Raw genomic sequence first — 19,917 nt, 5'->3', positions numbered from 1 at the left:
AAAAAGCCGGACGATAATTCGTCCGGCTACAAATTTACTTAAAAATCTTCTAAAAGAATTTCACTCTATTGTCAATGATTTCAGCTTTGTCTTGCAATGCGCGGAAAATAGATCCCCAAGCGCGTTGTGCTTTTGCTGCAAGCATTTGTTTCTTTTGTCCGTTAATATCTGAAATAGCTGCTGGATTCGTAAAACCGTTTACTTGTACAACATATACGCCTGTATTACCTTCAATAGCTTTGGAAGGTTTGTTCGGCTGAAGACCAAATACAGTACCTACAACTAAATTTTCTAATGCTACACCAGGGATAACTGGATTTGCGAAGACAACGTTTTCAACATGAATAGCTGCTTTACCAACTTTTTGGGCAACTTGATCAATCGAAGAAGTCCCAGCTAGAGCCTTGTCAAATTTATCTTTCAAGATTTTCGCTTTAACCATATTCCTTACGGCAGGTTCGATATCTTTCTTAACAGCATCTAAAGACAGTGTTCCTTTAGGTTGGATGTTCACTAAGTTTGCCAGGATATAAGAAGTTTCAGTTTCAAATACCTTATCAGAGACATCACCTTTTTTAGCTTCGAAAGCCCATTTGATTAAATCACGTGGAGCTTCAGCACCGTCTAGCACATTATCCATCGCTGTTACACGTGATGCTGTTTTTGCTTCTAGACCAAGTTTCTTCGCTTCTTGCGCAAAGTTTTGTGCTGTAGCTGCCGATAAGAATGCTGTAGCTTTGCTATGTGCATTGTTCAGCGTTTCTTTTCCGCTGTTGATCACTTTGTCTATGATAGCAACTTTCGCGTATTTTGAACTGCCTGTTTGTTTCTCTATTTTAATGATATGAACACCAAATTGTGATTTCACAACTTTGATATCACCTGTTTTTCCTTCGAATACAGCTTTTTCAAATTCAGGAACCATGCGGCCTCTTGTGAAAGTACCGAGTTCACCACCATTTGTTTTGCTTTCAGGATCTTTGCTGAACTGAACTGCAAGCGCAGCAAAATTGTCGCCTTTTTGAATCAGACCTTTGATCGAATCTGCTTTTGCCAACGCTTTATCAACGCCGCCTTCAGCAGCAGGGTCCAATAGGATATGGGACGCTTTCACAGAATCAGGACTGATAATCGTCGAAACAACTTTTGCAATTTCATATGCGTTGTTGTTCAAGAAAGGTCCCACTGTTGTTCCAGCCGCAACATTGAAGACAACAGAATCCAGCGAAGGACTTAACTGTCCCTTCTTCACATAGGTGAACGGAAATTTGTTGTCTGAGTTGATCGAAGCGAACAAGGAGTCATCTTTTGAAACAATTAAATCTTGTTTCAATTTATTAATCGTCTCTTTTACCGCTAAAGAATCTTTTGCCAGAGGTTTTGCATCTACAGTTACGTATTGAATTGCACGTGTTTCCTCTTGTGTTTTGAACATGTTTTTATGTTCATTATAATATTCTTGGTAATCAGCATCTGTCAATTTAGCATCTGCGTCTTTAATAGAAGCATAATCTAAAAGGATATATTTGAAGTTTGCTAATTTGTTGCGCTCTTGGTATTCTTCATTTGCCTCCAAGGAGGTAACATATACGCTGTTGGAAAGCAATTCGCCATATTTGCTGCTTAAACGCTCATCTTTTACCCCTTCAAGTAGCGCTTCCCATTGTTGAGCCACTTGTTGGTTGCCAGCTGTGTTAACTTGGCTGATAAAAGTACGCAATTGACCAGGATCAAACTGCCCCGTTTGTGGGTTGGTAAATGCTTGGACGATCTGAGGTGAAGGATTTGGTCCTTGTACTAGATCATTTAATTCTTTGGCACCTACCGTCAACCCGATCTTTTCAATTTCTTTCTTCAAGATCTCTCTTGATAAAAATTGATTCCATACTTGTTGAACGGCGTATGTCCGCATTTGAGGGGTAACTGCACCACCCATCTGCTGTTTGAACATTTCTTCTGTTTGTTCAACTTGTTGACTGAACGCAGGATATTCAATTTCAGTTCCGTTGACTTCCCCTACACGATTTTGATGTCTCGCCCAAAAAGGAGCCCCTCCTCGAACGACATCGCCTAGTAAAAATGCTAAAATTGCGATAGCCATAGCTGCTGTCAAGATGACACCGGCTTTGTTACGCAAAAAGCCCATTAATCCCATAGTCTGCTTATTGTGTTTATATTGTGTAAATACTTGTATTTCGTTAATTTATGCATAGCATAGCAAAATGCGGTGCAAGATACAATTTTTATAAAAAAAAACGGAATATTTTCCTGAATGTAGCAAAACAAATTTGAAAACTATTTGTATGAAGCGGAGTTTTTTCTTTTCTTTTCGCCCAAAGGATTCGTTCTTAATGACTTAATTGTATAGACAATCTGCTGGGAGTGGATTATCCAGAGCCACGCAGCTCTCTGGGGCAAAAAGGAATCAGGCTTATGTCCTTTGATCGTCTATTTACCTAGCGAGGGGAATAGGTTATTGTTGGTAATGACCGTATATCCCGTTGCGTTGGCAATATTGACATGTTTAAAATCCTTGTCTGAAGTAAATGATGAGCCTTGTAAGTTACCCCGATTATCCCGAAAAAACGCTGTAATCGGAACATGATTATAAAAGGTCATGTTGCTGTTGCTATCTGCCTTACTTTCGTCATAGATGATCTCTTCGGTTTTGATAATAGATCCGTCGGCCATCGTTACCACCACATTTTTTGTAAAGGTGGTCGTCTTTTCTTTTTCCCTTCGAATGGCATGGTCGGAAGTGATTCGCTGAGTTTCCTTCAAATGGTCATCGTAAAAGATGATTTTGATGCTTTTTGGAAATTCGTAGACTTCGGTGCTATCATGTTTGATGCGCATTTCGGGCGCTGTGAGATTCGCTTTGACCCGTGTGGAATCGCTATAGATGATATCAACATGGCGTGAAATGTCGACAGCCTCTTCTTTTTTCATGTTGGCAATACGGTCTACTTCCTTTAGATCGGGCTCACATGAGGTCAATGAGAGCGCCCCTAGTAAAAATAATATTACTAGGGGCGATATATTTTGGATGATGGATGAAGCAAAAGTTTTGCGTACCATGCTATTAATCAAATTGTGTTCTTCTAAACCAGCGATCATTTAAGGTAAAGCCGATATTAAAGTTAATATAACGTTCACGTAGGAGGCTATTGCTGATTTTGCCCATTTGCCCAAATTCTGCAGAGAAATTGATTTTAGAGAATGCTCCGGAATATTGATTTCTAGCTAACGGTAATCCTACGCCTACAGTAACCGCCATATCATTGATATTTTGGTCGCTTAAGAAATATTGTGTTTTGTTATATCTGAAACCAATTCTATAGTCTACTTGGTTCAAGTATTTGAGCGAAGTAACATCTGGTGTAATCTGACCACCAATCGCTACTCCATAATTCTTACGAAGCTCATTTTCTCCTTTTCTTGTCTGAAATCTGGACCAATCTGCATATTTAAAATCAGCACCGACTAACCAGCGATTGCTACGGGCAAGAGTGATACCGACATTATGTTTCAACGGAAGGGTCAAATGTCTGCTTTCTCGGCCCGAAATATAGGTACTATCCAAAGGGATATTTTGGTTGTCAGGATCTCTAGAAGGCGTGGTTCTTGTATTAAATATTGTTGTCCGCTCTTTAATATCGTTATTCAGCGATCCCGAATAACCAAAGGTGAGTGAATATTCTTTATTTAAAGGTTGTTCGTATTGTAAACCATAGTCAAAGATAATTCCTTGGATTTCACGTTTATTTTGTTGTTGTGTATTTAATGCACCAGATGAAGGCAAAAATTCTACGCGGCTATAATCGTTTAATGTTCCAAATAGATAAGACATGTTGGCACCGATACTCAGGCCTTTCACAATGCGTACCCCCCAGCCTGCGTAGGCTTTTGTTAAACCACCTTCGCCCGTGAAAACTTTCGTGTAAGGGTCAGAATTGATGGTTCCAGTTGAAGATGTCCGATAACCGATATCCGAGTAGGGAAGAATACCTAAACTGATACCTCCAAATCGTTTCATTGGGAAAGTCATGGTGATGTGACTAAAAGCAAAGTCAGCCGTATTGTCTGATCTGGTTGTTGAATTCAACTGCGTGTAATTCCCATATAAACCAGCATCAAAGGTGGTAAACTGTGTCGAAGAATAAGATGCAGGGTTGCTTGGGTTGGTATTGTATACGCCATTGATTCTCCGGATAGCGGTATTGACACCCCCCATCCCTCTATATTGTGGCAATAAATCTTCACGCATCTGACCGAGTCCAAATTGAGAATAAGGTGATGCGGATGTCGTTTTTTGTGCAAATGCGGTAGTAGAACTAGCTAAAATTCCACCTGCTAACAACAGTTGGAGTGATTTATTTCTTAGAGAGCTTGTAAAGCGTTTCTGCATGGTCAATCTATAAAATTGAGAAACTAATGTTTATTTAGTTTTAGTGAAATTTTCGAGTTATCTGACTCTGATATTAAATGTTCTTTGCTTTTAATCGCATACAAAACTATTCAATTTTTGCGAGCTTGTTAAGCCGATTTTGTTAAAAAAGGTTAAACACTTGCTGTACAGTTGTTTAGAAAAACTGAAAGTAGATGATGGTTAATGTTATAATGGCGTAAACGACCTCAAAAAACCATTTCTTTTTGGCGTAAGTGAAATAGTATGCCATATAGATAGCAATAGAAGGTGCACAAAGTAAAAAATGTGCCTCTGTTAGTTTTTTGTTCCAATAGAAGGAAACTATTGCTAGACATAACATAAAAAACAGTAACTGAAATGACTTGCGGATATGCACCACACTTTTGAAAAAGTTGTCTTTCAATACCAGTAGGAAAAGTATTAAAGTAAAGATTACGGGAACAAGGACCAGGTAGTCGACTAATTGAATGCGAATAGCAGTAGGGAATTTGTAGGTAAACGGCAACCAAATGGTGTAAAACTGCGTCATTTTACCCGTCCAAAGATAGATAACTGCCAAGATAAAATAGACCGTTGCAAGACCTAATAATGGTGTGATCCACTCTCGCCAATTGAAGGGTCTAAAAATGAGCAAGCCTATCCACAATAAGAAGAACATACCTAGAAATGGAAAATAGATCAGACTTCCTATGCCCACTATCATGCCGAGATCAAACATTTCGGCTTTAACATCTGTCTGTCGATAGAGGGAGAGTAACTTGCTTAACATCCATATCGAAATAAAATTACAGATCAGTGTTGGAGAGAGTACCAAAAATGGTAAAAACAAGCTGGCCAGTGTCATGTACATCAGCGCCACCAAGAAGCTGGGTTTACCCAGTAGATTAAAATGGCTGGTGATGCGGTTCAGTATTGTAGCCTGAAAGATCGTCAGGATCAATGTGATAAAAACATTGGTCGAAGGGGAAAGGTTGATCAAGTTGTTTTCTCCCAAAAGATTCCCCAGAGCAGGTTCAAAGATTACAGAATCAAGTTTGTCCGGAAGGTGCAGAAATATGCCCAAGCATAGAACAAAACCTACGACGGATAGAAATAAAATATTTATTGGTGAATAATTTCTAAACTGACTTATAATCATGGTAGGGGATCAATAAAATGCTATTTATTCTTTTTTTCCAATTTGCTGATACGACGATCGAGCAGGAAAAGGAAAAAAGCCAAACCTAGAAAAATGACCAACATGACCAATACAACAACGTAGATCTTACCTTCACTACGTAATCCGGTCGCCATATCGACATCATCCTGTGCAAATGTGCTCAAAGTAGATAGGATCAGTAAAGCGATTGACAGAGTTATTTTTTTCATCCGTTTAAATTATTTATTAAGTGGGGTGCTCATTGGTATAAATGAGTCCTTTCACTCGGTTTGTTTTTTTTATTGTGGTGAAGCTATCCTATTTATTCATTTCCTATTTAATTATCCATGTGCAATTTACTTTTTGAATGCATTCATGAGCAGTTTCATACGATTTGAAAAAATGATGATGGCTTCTATTTGTTTAAATCAGTCTGCATTGATTTTCTTAGTTTTGAAAGATTCGATATCGCTAAGCGCTCAATTCTTGCTTTCTCTCCAATAAACGCATTCTATAACGCAGTGTACAGATCCAAGTTGCAATTAGGATCCATCCAATAACCGAACTGTAGAATGTAGGGCGTAGCTCATTGCTCATCTGAAGATCCGCAAATGTTCCGTTGCCCCCACTGCCTGGGTGTAGGGAATCCGTTAGTTTGGGTAAAATATAGATCAATACGATGATAATGGGAAAGGCAAAAATATTATATACAGCAGAGATCTTGGCTCTTTTTTGCTCTTCATCTAATGCATTGCGAAGAACCAGGTAAGCTAGGTACATCAATGTCGCGATGGCGGAACCATTCAGCTTAGGGTCATTTGGCCAAGGCTCTCCCCAGGTGATGTTTGCCCAAAGCATACCTGTCGCAAGCCCAAGGAAACAAAAGGTGATTCCTGTGTTTACAGCTTCTATGGCCATAAGATCATATTCTTGTTTTCCGGTATTTAGGTATTTAATACTGTATATGACAGATACGAGGTACATAGAAATCATGGCAAACCACATCGGAACATGGAAATAGACATTGCGTATGCTTTCGTGAAGGATGAAGAGGCGGGGAACTGGGCCTAGAAGACCATTGATAATGACAGCACAAATAATCATTACTGCTAATATTTTCCACCATTTTTTTCTCATGGATAAATTGAATTTAGTTTGTTCTCAATTCTAAAATTTAATCTCGCCAAAGGTACGGAAATAACAACAAAGAAATAGTGATGGTGATTACATTAATTGCAAGTAATACGATTATTTCTTTGCTACTTGAGGCCCTTTCCAAGCCTTCTATTGCATTACGAGATAGCTTAATTAACACGATTAATAGTGGGATAATGGCTGGAAAACTTAAGATAGCCATTAAGGTGCTGTTGTTCCCTGCTTTGGAACTGATGCCGGAGATCATGGTAAAAACAGTGGCAAAACTGATGCTGCCAAGGATAACCGCAACAAAATATAGGGCTGGGTCGCCGATAGGGTTTCTGAATATTGTTGAATAGACGAAATAAGCAATGATAGCAAGAAGGGTCATCATCATTATATTGTAGATGACTTTCGCTAAAATAATTGCTCTGGGATCGACCAGTGAATAATAATAGAGTTGTCGATTGGGATTTTCCTGAATGAAGCTTTTGTTGATTGCATTGATCGACGCGAAAAGCATGATGATCCAGAACAATGCATTCCAAGTAGTCGTATCAACTGATTTAAACGCTTGATAGCAGACGAAAACAGTTGATACGACATATAGTAGAATTCCGTTAATAGCATATTTTGAACGCCATTCCAGAATGATGTCTTTAAGAATTAAAGTTTTTACCTGTTGCAGTAAAGTCATATACCGCAAAGATACAAATGTATTTGGACCGCAATAGTGACCAAAACCATCAATTCTTAAAAAAGCTGTTTTTTTACTTAGGCATTAGATATTTTGGACTTTGCAGCATCAGTCGTATTGTCGATTTTGCTTGCCAAATTTTGAGCGGCATTGTTGGCGTGGTCCAACGCTTCTCTACCAGCTTCTTTTGCTTTATTTTTTAATGCATCTGCATCGTCCGAAGCTTTGCTAAAAGCAGCTTGAGCTTTAGATTTCAGATTGTCCAACTCAGCAGAAGCTCTGTTGGCTAATTTTTGGGCTTTTTTAGCTTCTTTTTTTGAAAGATCTTTCAATGACTTAGTTAAGCTTTTAATGCCATCATTTGCACGATCTAGTTGTTTTTTTCCATCATCAGTTCCTAAAAGATACCATGCAGCAGCTCCCGCAGCCAATCCTACCAAAGCAAATGCCACTAATCCATTTTTGCTATTTTTCATAATTCTTCTATTTTGTTATATATTCAAGTGATAATCAAGTATGATACCAAATGAACAATCTCTGGGTGAATTTGTTTAGAAAGAATCAATAATTAACAAAATTTTACATATCAATCTTCTGCTGCTTGGATTGAAGATTATAGAGATGTTGATAGAGACCACTTTCTTTCTGGAGCAGTTCAAAGTGAGTACCGCTTTCAGATACAATACCATTCTCAACAACGATAATTTTATCAGCGTCTACAATCGTGGATAGTCTGTGGGCAATGATAATTGAGGTGCGTCCACGCATTAATTCTTCCAATGCATCCTGTACCTGTCTTTCTGATTCAGAGTCTAAGGAAGAAGTAGCTTCGTCTAAGATAAGAATTGCCGGATCTTTTAAAAGTGCACGTGCGATAGCGATACGTTGACGCTGCCCCCCAGAGAGTTTGACGCCGCGTTCACCAACGACCGTGTCATAGCCTTCAGGGAAATTTAATATAAATTGATGGGCATTGGCACGTTTTGCGGCTGCTATAATTTCATCTTCGGAAGCCTCTAATTTGCCATAGGCTATATTCTCACGTATGGTGCCGCCAAATAACAGAACATCTTGCGGTACGATAGCGACCTGGTTGCGGATATCGCAAAGTTCAAAATCGGATGCTGGTTTGTCATCGTAACAAACTTCGCCTTTGTTGGCGGTATAGAATTGTAAGATCAACGAGGCTATCGTTGATTTACCGGTTCCGCTTGGTCCAACTATGGCAACTTTGTCGCCAGCATTGGCTGTAAAGTTAATGTCTTTCAGGATTTCAATGTCAGGACGGCTTGGATAGGCAAAGGAAACATGGTTGAAACTTAGCTTTCCGGTCATGGTCTTGTGGACTTCCTTACAAGTTGGTTTTACATTCAGGTTTTCCTGTGGTTCATCCAAAATTTCCAAAATCCGTTCACTTGCTCCTAGGGAACGTTGGATATTGGCATATAGTTCGGGGAAACTGCCCATAGATCCTGCCACAAACATCGAATACAAGATGTAGGTCGTTAAGTCTCCGACAGTCATCTCATGAATAGAAACCAATGCTGCTCCGTACCAGATGACAGCGATCACCGCACCGAAAATACAGAAGATAATAAAAGAGGCAAAAGCACCGCGGAAAGTAGCTCCTTTGACCGCCAATTTTACCACTGAATCCATCTGATTACTGTAGCGGTTAAACTCGAAGTATTCATTCACAAATGCCTTAACATTGCTTATTCCCAATAACGTCTCCTGAACGATACTATTGGACTCGGCCATTTTATCCTGTGCCTGCCGCGACAATTCACGGATGAACTTTCCGAAAATAATGGCCGCTACAACGATAATCGGTAAAATACACAGGTTCATGAGCGCAAGTTTGGGCGATACCCAAACTAAAAGAAAGACACCGAAACAAAGGCTAATCAACTGTCTTAAGATTTCAGCCAATGTAGTTGTTAATGTGTCCTGGATCTGTGAAAGGTCTGCAGATAATCGGCTGTTTAATTCCCCAACACGGCGATTGGCGAAAAATTCGATTGGTAATGAAATTAGTTTGAGATAGGTGTCCTTGCGGAGTGCGGCCAATGTGCGTTCTGCAATCTCTACAAAGATGCGTATGCGAAAAAAAGAAACGACCGACAGAAAAGATAAAATGATAAAGGCAATCCCGCCGATATAATATACTTGCGGAGTCAGCCAGGGATAAGTTTGCTTGCCTTGCGCAGCATCAATCATGGCCCCAAGCAAAGCGGGGAACGCCAGCATGGCTAAACTGGATAATACCAAGAAAAACATGCCGATCCCAAATTTAAAACGATAAGGTTTTAAATAGGTCATTAATTTAGATGCTCTTATGAGGAGCTCCTTATTCAATTTTGGTTTTGGTAGATCTTCTTCTTGTTTATTACCGCTGTTGAATCCTCTTGCCATATCCGCTACTTCAAATTTTGTTGCGAGGACAAATGTAAAGAGATTAAAAATATTTTGCTATCATACTTTAGTCAATTTTTAACCTGAATCTCACTTTTTCCAAGATAAACAGCTGTTTCGGCTGTTCTGCTATTTTAAAAATGCTCGCACATGAGGAGGTCTAGCCTAAATTTTGATGTTTTGCCGCTAGCTGCTGTAAACGGCTTTTATAGAGTAAAAAGCCTAAAACCAAAATGACAAGTAAAGCAACGTACAGGAGGATATTGCCTGCGCCTCCCTTACCGGATGTTTCGTCTACTTGTGCGCGCAATTTTTCGTTCTCTTTTTGAAGCTTACTTATCGTGCCTATATAAGCTGAGACCTGTTTGTCGTAGTCCGTTGCCAGTTGCTGGAATTTGTCCTTTTCAAAATCTTTGATTTTTAGTAATTTTTGAGTCTCTAGGAAAATATTGTTGTCAGTAATAACGATATCTTTAAGGATATCAATGCTTTTTTGCATGTCGCCTTTTGATTTGAATAAGCCAAAAAGCCCTGTTTTTTGCGTGAGGCTCGTGTCATAGGCGCCGAATTTCTGCTGTCGGGCATCCAATAAGTCATTTACACGAGTCCGTTGTACCTCAAAAGAGCTCGAGTCTGGATTAGTTTGCGACTTGGCCTGCCCAACGAAGCAAAATAAAATGCTGAGTAGAAAAAGGGATCTTAAAGATTTTATCATGTATTTGGACGATATGTATAATCAACTATTTAATTAAAATTAACGTTCACGCTAAAGTTTTATTTTGTCGTGATGCTATGCCTGAATTTTAGCCCAGCGGTGAACCTGACCGAGGGTAAAAATAGGGCAGTGGTCAATACCACCATGAATTTATGAAATTAATCTTTAAATTCTATACGGATTACATTGGAGTCGTCGTCATGAAGTCCAAGCAGCTGACTTGCATTACCTTTATTGATGGCAATTTCCAGGTAGTTTGAAATACCAAACAAACAAAGTTTCTCGCCTTCTCCGACTTCGTTGTAATGCCAAGAAAGGTTGGTAATGGTTTCATTGCGTTTGAAATAAAGGACAAAATGACGTCCTTTTTGAACTTTATTGAATAGATCTTTGGAGATATTGGTAATGGCATTACCGAAAGCATCAACATAAATGACGTTGCCCCGAATCATATCTTTATCAAAGATAGGCTGCAAAGTTACTTTTTCGATGAGCTGCTGCATCGGAGTGCCGATCTCTTTTAATTTGCCTCCCTTGGCGATATGGCAAGCTGACTTAGAAAGGATATCTGCGAGGGGGAAATGAAGATACCGAAGGTCTTGCATTAAGTTGAGCTCATACAGTTCCTGAGGTTCATTGCCGTTTAGTAATAGACTGAAAATACCGTTGTCGGCCCCGACGAAATAATGATCGTTGTATTTCATGCCGATATATTTCGATTCTTCATGAAACAGGGTGTTGATCCCAATAATGTGAACGGTTCCTTTCGGAAAGTAATGATAGGCGTTACCTAATACAAAGGCCGCCCGAGGGATATTGAATGCTGGAATTTCATGGGTAATATCAACAATATTGGCACCAGACAACTGCGATAAAAGACTACCTTTTAACGCGGCTTGATAAAAATCTTTGTGTCCTAAGTCTGTTGTTAATGTAATTACTGCCATTATAATCTAAATCCTAGATCGAATTGCTGCTGAATTCCCTTAAATATACCCTTAAATTTATCTGAATAGTGGACAAAATTACTATTTATCAGATGATTTATAAAGCTAATTGGATAACTTATTTTGAATCTGTCTTTTTTCGATTGATATACACAAACATAGCGAAGATTTTGTGCATAAGGAAATCTTTGCATCCCTTTGTCTCTTGTTTCCATCGCCTTCTAAATCATCCTTTTTTGTGCACTGTATATTCTTGGTGGTTTCGTTAGAATACGTTAATTTTGAATAGTATTATACAGGAACGATGTTGTGTAATGGCTACAATCTAATTAATTCTAAATAGGATAAAATTTGAACGAATTACTAATTGCATTAGATGGTCTGAATTTGCCCATATTATGGGGAGCAGACAATGAGCACTTCGATTATTTGAAGAAGCAATTCCCAAAACTGCGGATTGTAGCTCGCGGAAGTGAAATGAAGGTGTTGGGCGACGCGAAGGAATTAGATCTGTTTGAGCAATCGTTTAAGGAAGTCATGGCTCATCTGGAGAAATTTAACAACATTACTTTATTGGATTTTGAAAATCTCCTGGGGGCAAATGCAGGTTCTGCGGCCCAACAGGAAAAAGAACTTGCTGCCAAACATGCTGCTTTCGGATCCGAACCGATCGTTTATGGGCCTAATGGACTGATCGTACGTGCACGTACCGCTAACCAGCGGAAAATGGTGGATAGTATTTCGAAGAATGACATCTTATTTGCGATAGGGCCGGCGGGTACTGGAAAGACCTATACGGCAGTTGCCTTAGCGGTTAGGGCGCTTCGAAATAAGGAAATCAAAAGGATCATTCTCACAAGACCGGCTGTGGAAGCTGGTGAGAATCTTGGTTTTTTACCGGGAGACCTGAAAGAGAAGGTAGATCCGTATTTGAGACCACTCTACGATGCTTTGGACGATATGATTCCAGCGGAAAAGCTGAAAGGTTACCTGGAAAATCGGACCATCGAAGTTGCACCGCTAGCATTTATGCGTGGACGAACATTGGACAACTGCTTTGTTATTCTGGACGAGGCTCAAAATGCAACGGATATGCAATTGAAGATGTTTTTGACACGTATGGGACCCACAGCAAAGTTTATCGTTACCGGTGATATGACACAGGTAGATTTACCAAAGAAAAATCAATCTGGATTGTCTACGGCTATTCGCTTATTGGAGAATATCGAAGGGATAGACATTATCCACCTCAGCGGTGGAGATGTGGTTCGCCATAAATTGGTTCGCCGCATCCTCGAAGCGTATGGCGATATTTAATCGTTGGATACTGAAAACTTATAATTGGGGATATCCAGGTTTGACAATGGTACAAATGGTACCGACCTACATCTCTCAAATAGCTCTATTAAAAGAAAATCGAGCATTGCGCGCTCGTAAAATAAAGCTATTACATTTATGAACGTCTTTGAATGCAGACAAAAATGAACAATTAATTACATTTGAATTTTACTTTGAACATGAACGCTATAAAAGAAACAAATTTCAATTTCGAAAATCAGACTGCTTTTTACCGAGGAAAAGTACGTGATGTGTATACGATCGCTAATACTTATTTGGCCATGGTAGCTTCAGACCGTATCTCGGCATTTGATGTGGTACTTCCACGTCCTATACCTTATAAAGGGCAGGTGTTGAATCAAATTGCAGCCAAATTTTTAAAGGCTACGGCTGATATTATTCCAAATTGGGTCGTATCTGTTCCGGATCCAAGTGTAACTATCGGTCAACTATGTGAGCCGTTTAAAGTAGAAATGGTTATCCGTGGTTATTTGTCAGGACATGCATGGCGTGAGTATGCTGCGGGTAAACGTGAAGTATGCGGAGAGTCATTGCCAGAAGGCCTGAAAGAAAATGACAAATTGCCAGAACCAATTATTACACCAACAACAAAGGCAGCTGTTGGACATGATGAAGATATCTCACGTGCCGATATTTTGAAAAAAGGTATCGTAAGTGAAGAAGACTATGTTCAATTGGAACAATATACTAAAGCTTTGTTCCAGAGAGGTACTGAAATTGCCGCACAGCGAGGATTAATTTTAGTGGATACAAAATATGAATTTGGGAAAAAAGACGGGGAAATTGTGTTGATCGATGAGATTCACACACCGGATTCTTCCCGCTATTTTTATGCGGAAGGCTACCAGGAGCGTCAGGAAAAAGGCGAGGCACAAAAGCAGTTGTCAAAAGAGTTTGTGCGTAAATGGTTGATCGAAAACGGCTTCCAAGGGAAAGATGGTCAAGTTGTTCCAGAGATGACCGATGAGATCGTCACTTCGATCTCCGAGCGTTATATTGAGTTGTACGAGCACATTGTTGGAGAGAAATTTGTGTATCCGGATCAAGAAAATGTGTTGGAGCGTGTGGAAAGAAATGTCGCAAACGCCTTGAAAACGCTAAATTATTAGTACATTGTATCCTCAAACAAAGGAGATAGACTAATGAAGTATACCATTGATAAGCACGATCGCTATATTGTCATAGAACCTCATGTCGATGTGATTGACGCGGATAATGCCGCGAAACTCAAAGGGGAGTTTCTGTTGCGGAATACAATTGGACAACGGAATATTGTTTTGGACATGATCCACGTGCAGCAAACGGACGAGGTGGGTATCCGTTTAGGAGTGCTTGCTCATCGTTTGTGCCAGTCTGTGGGTGGCATATTCATTCTGGTTAATCTTTGTCCAACATTGATGGATATGGTTCGGGTATCGCATTTGGATAAATCGTTGAAAATTGCACCATCTTTAAAGGTTGCCGAGGATTTAATCTTTGCACACGAACTGGAATCTGAGTATCGGGGGGCAATTGAAGATTAATATGAAGTTTGAAGTTCTGATATTAGGAAATAGCTCGGCGACACCAATGTTTGATCGTCATCCGACTAGCCAAGTGCTGAACTTTAATGAGCAATTGTTTTTGATCGACTGCGGAGAGGGTACACAAATGCAGCTCAGCCGATACGGTATCAAAAGCAATCGCATAGGACATATATTTATTAGCCATTTACATGGGGATCATTATTTGGGTCTGGTCGGGCTGCTCTCATCGATGCACCTTGTCGGTCGAAAAAGTGATCTCCATCTGTATGGCCCTCCTGCTTTAAAGGAGATTCTGGATGTGCAGTTTTTGCATTCCGAGACAGTTTTACGCTATAATCTTGTTTTTCATCCGATTTCACCGGAGCAGCCGGGCGTTATTTTTGAAAATAGAACGTTAAAAGTAAGTGCATTTCCATTAAAACATCGCATCGCTTGTACTGGTTTTCGATTTGACGAAGGGCCTCGCGCTCGAACATTACTTGGAGATGTGGTTCAGGAACTGAATATACCTACTGTATATTTTCCGATGATTAAGAAAGGACTTGATTACGTCGATGAAAGTGGTAACGTGTATACAGCGGATGAGCTGAGCCTTCCTGCTCCCTTATCGCGCAGTTATGTATATTGTTCCGACACGGTACGTACCGCAGAATATCTGCCTTATGTTCAAAAGGCGAATCTGATGTACCATGAGTCCACATTCCTGCATGATATGGTCGATCGGGCAAAAGAAACGTTTCATACAACAGCTTTGGAAGCTGGAGAGATCGCCCAGGAGACTCAGGCCAAGAGGTTACTGTTAGGTCATTATTCGGCACGATACCGAGATTTACAACCCTTATTGGAGGAGGCAAGAACCGTATTCCCAAATACGGAACTCTCTGTTGAAGGTCGATGGTTTTCGGTGTAATTTTTTTTGAATTTAGTTTATTTTTTAATTACAGCTTTGTTACAGCCAAGGAATACCGCTAAAAGAGAGACGCTCAAGCGGTATAAACGAAGAGTATAAGCAAGTTTCAGGGCTAAGAAAGCTGATAAATACAATCGAAGGTCCAATAGATCAGCAGTGAATAATTGCTTATTATATTGCATATGATGAACAATTTATCTAAGTTTACGGCTCTAATTTTTTTATAATGGATAATCCATTCAACTTAAACAACCTACTACGGGAAAATATTAAGAAGCTCGTACCTTATTCGTCCGCAAGAGATGAATTTAAAGGGGAGGCATCCATATTGATTGATGCCAATGAAAATCCTTTTGGATCCCCACTAAACCATGATTACAACCGATATCCAGACCCTCTCCAACATCAAGTTAAAGCAAAACTTTCTAAAATAAAAGGTGTACCATCAGAGAATATCTTTTTGGGGAATGGAAGTGATGAAGCTATTGATATTTTATACCGTGCATTTTGTACTCCCGGTATTGACAATGTCATCTTAGTTCCGCCAACCTACGGGATGTATGAAGTCTCGGCGAACATCAATGATGTTGCTTTCAAAAAGGTAAACCTTACCGCTGATTACCAGCTGGATTTGGATGGCATTGCCAATGCAATAGATGCACATACTAAACTGATTTTTATCTGTTCTCCGAATAATCCAACAGGAAACTCAATCCGTCGTCAGGATATTGAGGCGATCTTGAATAATTTTCAGGGTCTTGTTGTTGTGGATGAAGCCTATATTAATTTTTCTGCTGTCAAATCATTTACGCAAGAACTGGCTGAATACCCCAATCTAGTGGTATTGCAGACGTTGTCTAAAGCTTGGGGACTTGCGGCGTTACGCCTGGGTATGGCTTTTGCCAGTAAAGAGATTATCGCTGTTTACAATAAAATAAAACCACCATACAACATTAATCAGGCTACACAAGATATTGTTTTAGAAGCCTTGGATAAGGTTGATCAAGTCAATGACTGGATCAAGGAGACGGTGGCCGAACGCGAGAAACTGGTACGCGAACTGCTTGAACTGGACTATGTACAGCATATTACACCTTCTGATGCCAATTTTATTTTGGTCAAGATGGAGCAACCACGTGAAGTTTACGATTATCTAGTTCAATATGGAATTATCGTTCGAGATAGATCCAAAGTCGAATTATGTGAAGGCTGTCTGCGGATCACTGTTGGAACGCCTGCCGAAAATCAAATATTGTTAGAAAAACTTAATCAAATCAATAAATAATACTATGCCTGATAACTTAAAACGTGTGCTGTTTATAGACCGCGATGGAACATTGATTTTGGAACCTGAAGACGAACAAATCGATTCTTTTGCCAAATTAAAATTCTACCCCGGTGCCTTGCAGTATCTGCCACGTATCGCAAAGGAGCTGGATTTCGAATTGATCTTGGTTTCCAACCAAGATGGTTTAGGAACATCTTCCCATCCGGAAGAGAATTTCTGGCCAGTCCATCATTTTGTGATTGATACGTTTGCAGGAGAAGGCGTAGTGTTTGCCGAGGAACATATTGATAAAACCTTTCCACATGAGAATGCGGAAACCCGTAAACCGGGTGTTGGTATGCTTGGTGCCTATTTTGATGCGTCGAAATACGATTTAAGCCAATCCTTTGTCATCGGCGATCGTGTGAACGATGTTAAATTAGCGCAAAATCTCGGCGCAAAGGCAATTTGGCTACGTGCTAACGATCAATTAGGTGCTTTGGAAAACCTTGCGATAGATTCGACTGTTATAGCTTTAGAGACAACAGATTGGAAGACGGTGTACGAATTCCTTAAATTGGGGACGCGCACTGCCGAACATCATCGGAAAACCAATGAAACGGATATTTTTATTCAGTTGAATTTGGATGGTTCGGGTAAATCTGACATCGAAACGGGATTGCCGTTTTTTGATCATATGCTGGATCAATTGGCGAGACATGGAGCCCTTGATTTGACCATTAAGGCGAAAGGCGATCTTCATATTGACGAGCATCATACCATTGAAGATACAGGTATCGCACTGGGTGAAGTCTTTTTGAAGGCTTTAGGTGATAAACGTGGCATTGAGCGCTATTCCTATACCTTGCCAATGGATGATTGTTTGGCCCAGGTGGCATTGGATTTTGGTGGTCGCAACTGGATTGTGTGGGATGCGACATTTAAACGCGAGAAAATCGGCGATATGCCAACGGAAATGTTTTTCCATTTCTTTAAGTCGTTTTCAGATGCCTCACGATCGAATTTAAACATTAAAGCAGAAGGTGACAACGAACACCATAAGATCGAAGCGATCTTCAAAGCTTTTGCTAAATCGATCAAAAAAGCGGTAAGACGCGATGCCGACCATATGCAATTGCCAAGTACAAAAGGAGTATTGTAAGATGATAGGAATTATTAATTACGGTGCAGGGAATATTTTCTCTTTGACAGCAGCACTAGATCGTGTTGGACTTACCTATGGTATGGTCAATACTGCCGATGAGATCGATCAATATGATCGTATCATCATTCCTGGAGTGGGGCATGCTGGCGCAGCAATGGACAAACTACAGGAATCGGGATTGGTACCCTCGATCAAAAAGCTGCGAAAGCCTGTCTTGGGTATTTGTGTTGGCATGCAGCTGCTGACAGATTTTTCAGAGGAGGGAAATGCCGAAATGTTAAAACTGTTTCCATTGAAAACGTTACATTTCGATGCAGGGAAAGCAGGTAAGGTGCCACATATGGGCTGGAACAGCGTCTCCGTGCAAGCAGATAATCCTTTATTTGCGAATATAGAAGATCAGACATATTTTTATTTTGTTCACTCGTATTTTATTGAATACGATGCGATATATACCGCAGCGAAATGTGTTTATGGAGAGCCTTTTTCGGCGGCGATTTCCAGGGACAATTTCTTTGGCGTACAATTTCATCCGGAGAAATCTGGGAAAGCAGGCGAGCAGTTGTTGCTCAATTTTTCAACTATTCAAATTGACTAAAAATATTCGACTATGTATATCATTCCAGCAATAGACGTTTTGGACAAAAAGGTTGTCCGCTTGAGAGAGGGTAACTACAATGACGTGACAACGTATGCGATTAGTTTAGAGGAACAGATCGAAAACTACCGTGCAAATGGTACGGAGTTGGTTCATATCATCGATTTAAACGGTGCAAAAGGAGACTTCAGCAACCAAGCTTATTTATTTGACATCATCCAGAAGACGGATATGAAAATACAATATGGCGGTGGTGTCAGAAGTATAGAAAAGGTAAAAGAATTGGTTGATGCTGGTGTTTATCGTGTGATCGTCGGGACACAAGCAATCACAAACCCTTCATTCTTGGAGGAGCTGGCTACATTAAACGAAGGGAAAGTAAAATATGCCGACCACATCGTTATTGCAATCGACGTTTTGGATGAAGTAATCAAATACTCTGGGTGGTTGGAAAGTTCTCCAATTAAATTGATCGAATATATTGACAAGTGTTTGGTTTTAGGATTCTTTCGGTTTTTATGTACCGATATTAGTAAAGATGGTAAATTAGGCGGTGCAGGTGTTGAATTATACCAAAAGTTGCTGAACCATTCTCCGATTATCAAGTTAATTGCTTCTGGTGGTATCAGTTCGATGGAAGATATCCAAAAACTTCAGGAATTAGGCGGTGTAGAATCCGTTGTGGTTGGTAAAGCCATCTATGAAAATAGAATTTCGATCGATGAAATCAAAGACTGGAATTTAAAATCGTTAATCAGGTTTTAAAATGCTGGCAAAACGTATAATTCCCTGTTTGGATGTTAAAGATGGACGTACCGTCAAAGGAGTCAACTTTGTGGATCTCCGAGATGCGGGTGATCCCGTTGAATTGGCCTATGAGTATTCTCAACAAGGGGCAGACGAACTCGTTTTCTTGGATATCACAGCGACACATGAGGGACGTAAAACGACAATTGATTTAGTCAAAGCCGTGGCGCGTCAAGTGAATATACCTTTTACAATAGGTGGTGGTATCAATGAAATCAAAGATGCTGACATCTTATTGAATGCCGGTGCGGATAAAATTTCCATCAACTCAGCTGCGGTACGTAATCCTACTCTTATCAATGAGATGGCCGCCGCTTTTGGAGCACAATTTGTTGTGGTTGCTGTAGATACCCGGTCGAGCGAAGGTCAGAATTTTGTTCATCTGAGTGGCGGGCGTATTAAGACAGAATTGAACACGGCGGATTGGATCCTTGAAGCGCAGGAGCGAGGAGCGGGAGAGATTCTGCTGACGTCAATGGATCATGACGGAACAAAGAATGGCTTTGACAATGGTTTTTTAAAAACAATAAACGACCAGATTCATATTCCGCTGATTGCTTCTGGCGGCGCCGGTAATCAACAGCATTTTGTCGATGTTTTTCAACAAGCTAACGTGGATGCTGCCTTGGCGGCATCGGTCTTCCATTATGGTGAAATATTGATTCCCGATCTTAAAGCTACCTTACGCCAAAATGGTATTGTCGTAAGATAGGATACAGGATTGAAGATTAATGATCATAGAGGAAAAGTAAGTCATAAACTTGCTGAAAGAAATCCTGAGAAGTTAAAACTGAGCTCATGGCTCTT

The 19,917-nt window shown here is 40.1% G+C and carries 20 protein-coding genes; 9 read left to right on the top strand and 11 right to left on the bottom strand.

The genetic code is table 11. The features are described from left to right. Positions 1-49: 49 nt before the first annotated feature. From B3C94_RS15770 to B3C94_RS15720, 11 genes are all read right to left on the bottom strand, one after another. Positions 50-2,155, bottom strand: coding sequence for a peptidylprolyl isomerase (locus B3C94_RS15770; RefSeq protein ID WP_293905328.1), 2,106 nt, complete (start codon positions 2,153-2,155; stop codon positions 50-52). A gap of 293 nt (positions 2,156-2,448) precedes the next feature. Continuing rightward, positions 2,449-3,078, bottom strand: coding sequence for an LPS export ABC transporter periplasmic protein LptC (gene lptC / locus B3C94_RS15765; protein WP_293905326.1), 630 nt, complete (start codon positions 3,076-3,078; stop codon positions 2,449-2,451). A gap of 4 nt (positions 3,079-3,082) precedes the next feature. Continuing rightward, complete coding sequence (locus B3C94_RS15760) at positions 3,083-4,408, bottom strand: hypothetical protein (RefSeq protein ID WP_293905324.1); 1,326 nt, start codon at positions 4,406-4,408, stop codon at positions 3,083-3,085. A 175-nt stretch (positions 4,409-4,583) separates the two neighbouring features. Beyond that, positions 4,584-5,567: a DUF6427 family protein gene (locus B3C94_RS15755; protein ID WP_293905322.1), complete on the bottom strand. Its 984-nt coding sequence runs from the start codon at positions 5,565-5,567 to the stop codon at positions 4,584-4,586. A 20-nt stretch (positions 5,568-5,587) separates the two neighbouring features. Further along, positions 5,588-5,797 (bottom strand): CcmD family protein, encoded by a 210-nt coding sequence (locus tag B3C94_RS15750; protein WP_104385077.1) that lies wholly within the window; start codon positions 5,795-5,797, stop codon positions 5,588-5,590. Positions 5,798-6,038: 241 nt separating this feature from the next. Continuing rightward, on the bottom strand, positions 6,039-6,704 hold the full coding sequence (ccsA, locus tag B3C94_RS15745; protein WP_293905317.1) for a cytochrome c biogenesis protein: 666 nt from the start codon (positions 6,702-6,704) through the stop codon (positions 6,039-6,041). A 37-nt stretch (positions 6,705-6,741) separates the two neighbouring features. Further along, entirely contained in the window at positions 6,742-7,401 is a 660-nt protein-coding gene (locus B3C94_RS15740; RefSeq protein ID WP_293905315.1) for a heme exporter protein CcmB, read from the bottom strand. 77 nt (positions 7,402-7,478) lie between these two features. Continuing rightward, entirely contained in the window at positions 7,479-7,877 is a 399-nt protein-coding gene (locus B3C94_RS15735; RefSeq protein WP_070563336.1) for a hypothetical protein, read from the bottom strand. 103 nt (positions 7,878-7,980) lie between these two features. Continuing rightward, positions 7,981-9,816 carry an ABC transporter ATP-binding protein gene (locus B3C94_RS15730; RefSeq protein ID WP_293905312.1) on the bottom strand — a complete coding sequence of 612 codons (1,836 nt, stop codon included), beginning with the start codon at positions 9,814-9,816 and terminating at the stop codon, positions 7,981-7,983. A 160-nt stretch (positions 9,817-9,976) separates the two neighbouring features. Continuing rightward, on the bottom strand, positions 9,977-10,531 hold the full coding sequence (locus tag B3C94_RS15725; protein WP_293905310.1) for a hypothetical protein: 555 nt from the start codon (positions 10,529-10,531) through the stop codon (positions 9,977-9,979). A 158-nt stretch (positions 10,532-10,689) separates the two neighbouring features. Then, positions 10,690-11,478 (bottom strand): SAM hydrolase/SAM-dependent halogenase family protein, encoded by a 789-nt coding sequence (locus B3C94_RS15720; protein ID WP_293905308.1) that lies wholly within the window; start codon positions 11,476-11,478, stop codon positions 10,690-10,692. Between the two features lie 351 nt (positions 11,479-11,829). On the opposite strand from B3C94_RS15720, the gene B3C94_RS15715 reads away from it, so the two are divergent. From B3C94_RS15715 to hisF, 9 genes are all read left to right on the top strand, one after another. Next, positions 11,830-12,795, top strand: coding sequence for a PhoH family protein (locus B3C94_RS15715; protein WP_293905306.1), 966 nt, complete (start codon positions 11,830-11,832; stop codon positions 12,793-12,795). A 200-nt stretch (positions 12,796-12,995) separates the two neighbouring features. After that, positions 12,996-13,946 (top strand): phosphoribosylaminoimidazolesuccinocarboxamide synthase, encoded by a 951-nt coding sequence (locus B3C94_RS15710; protein ID WP_293905304.1) that lies wholly within the window; start codon positions 12,996-12,998, stop codon positions 13,944-13,946. A 33-nt stretch (positions 13,947-13,979) separates the two neighbouring features. Continuing rightward, on the top strand, positions 13,980-14,360 hold the full coding sequence (locus tag B3C94_RS15705) for an STAS domain-containing protein (RefSeq protein WP_293905302.1): 381 nt from the start codon (positions 13,980-13,982) through the stop codon (positions 14,358-14,360). A gap of 1 nt (position 14,361) precedes the next feature. After that, positions 14,362-15,273, top strand: a complete 912-nt coding sequence (locus B3C94_RS15700) for a ribonuclease Z (RefSeq protein WP_293905300.1) — start codon at positions 14,362-14,364, stop codon at positions 15,271-15,273. Positions 15,274-15,499: 226 nt separating this feature from the next. Beyond that, the gene (gene hisC / locus B3C94_RS15695; RefSeq protein WP_293905298.1) at positions 15,500-16,558 is read left to right on the top strand and encodes a histidinol-phosphate transaminase; all 1,059 of its coding nucleotides are present in this window, start codon (positions 15,500-15,502) and stop codon (positions 16,556-16,558) included. Between the two features lie 4 nt (positions 16,559-16,562). After that, entirely contained in the window at positions 16,563-17,702 is a 1,140-nt protein-coding gene (gene hisB, locus B3C94_RS15690) for a bifunctional histidinol-phosphatase/imidazoleglycerol-phosphate dehydratase HisB (protein ID WP_293905296.1), read from the top strand. Between the two features lies 1 nt (position 17,703). Continuing rightward, positions 17,704-18,303 carry an imidazole glycerol phosphate synthase subunit HisH gene (gene hisH, locus B3C94_RS15685; RefSeq protein ID WP_293905294.1) on the top strand — a complete coding sequence of 200 codons (600 nt, stop codon included), beginning with the start codon at positions 17,704-17,706 and terminating at the stop codon, positions 18,301-18,303. Between the two features lie 12 nt (positions 18,304-18,315). Further along, a complete protein-coding gene (locus B3C94_RS15680) occupies positions 18,316-19,068 on the top strand; it encodes a HisA/HisF-related TIM barrel protein (RefSeq protein ID WP_293905292.1) in 753 nt (250 codons plus the stop codon). A gap of 1 nt (position 19,069) precedes the next feature. Next, the gene (gene hisF, locus B3C94_RS15675; RefSeq protein ID WP_293905290.1) at positions 19,070-19,822 is read left to right on the top strand and encodes an imidazole glycerol phosphate synthase subunit HisF; all 753 of its coding nucleotides are present in this window, start codon (positions 19,070-19,072) and stop codon (positions 19,820-19,822) included. Positions 19,823-19,917: the final 95 nt, after the last annotated feature.

The organism is Sphingobacterium sp. UBA5670, from assembly GCF_002420705.1.
Lineage (GTDB): Bacteria > Bacteroidota > Bacteroidia > Sphingobacteriales > Sphingobacteriaceae > Sphingobacterium.
This window is presented reverse-complemented; position numbering and strand designations above follow the sequence as displayed.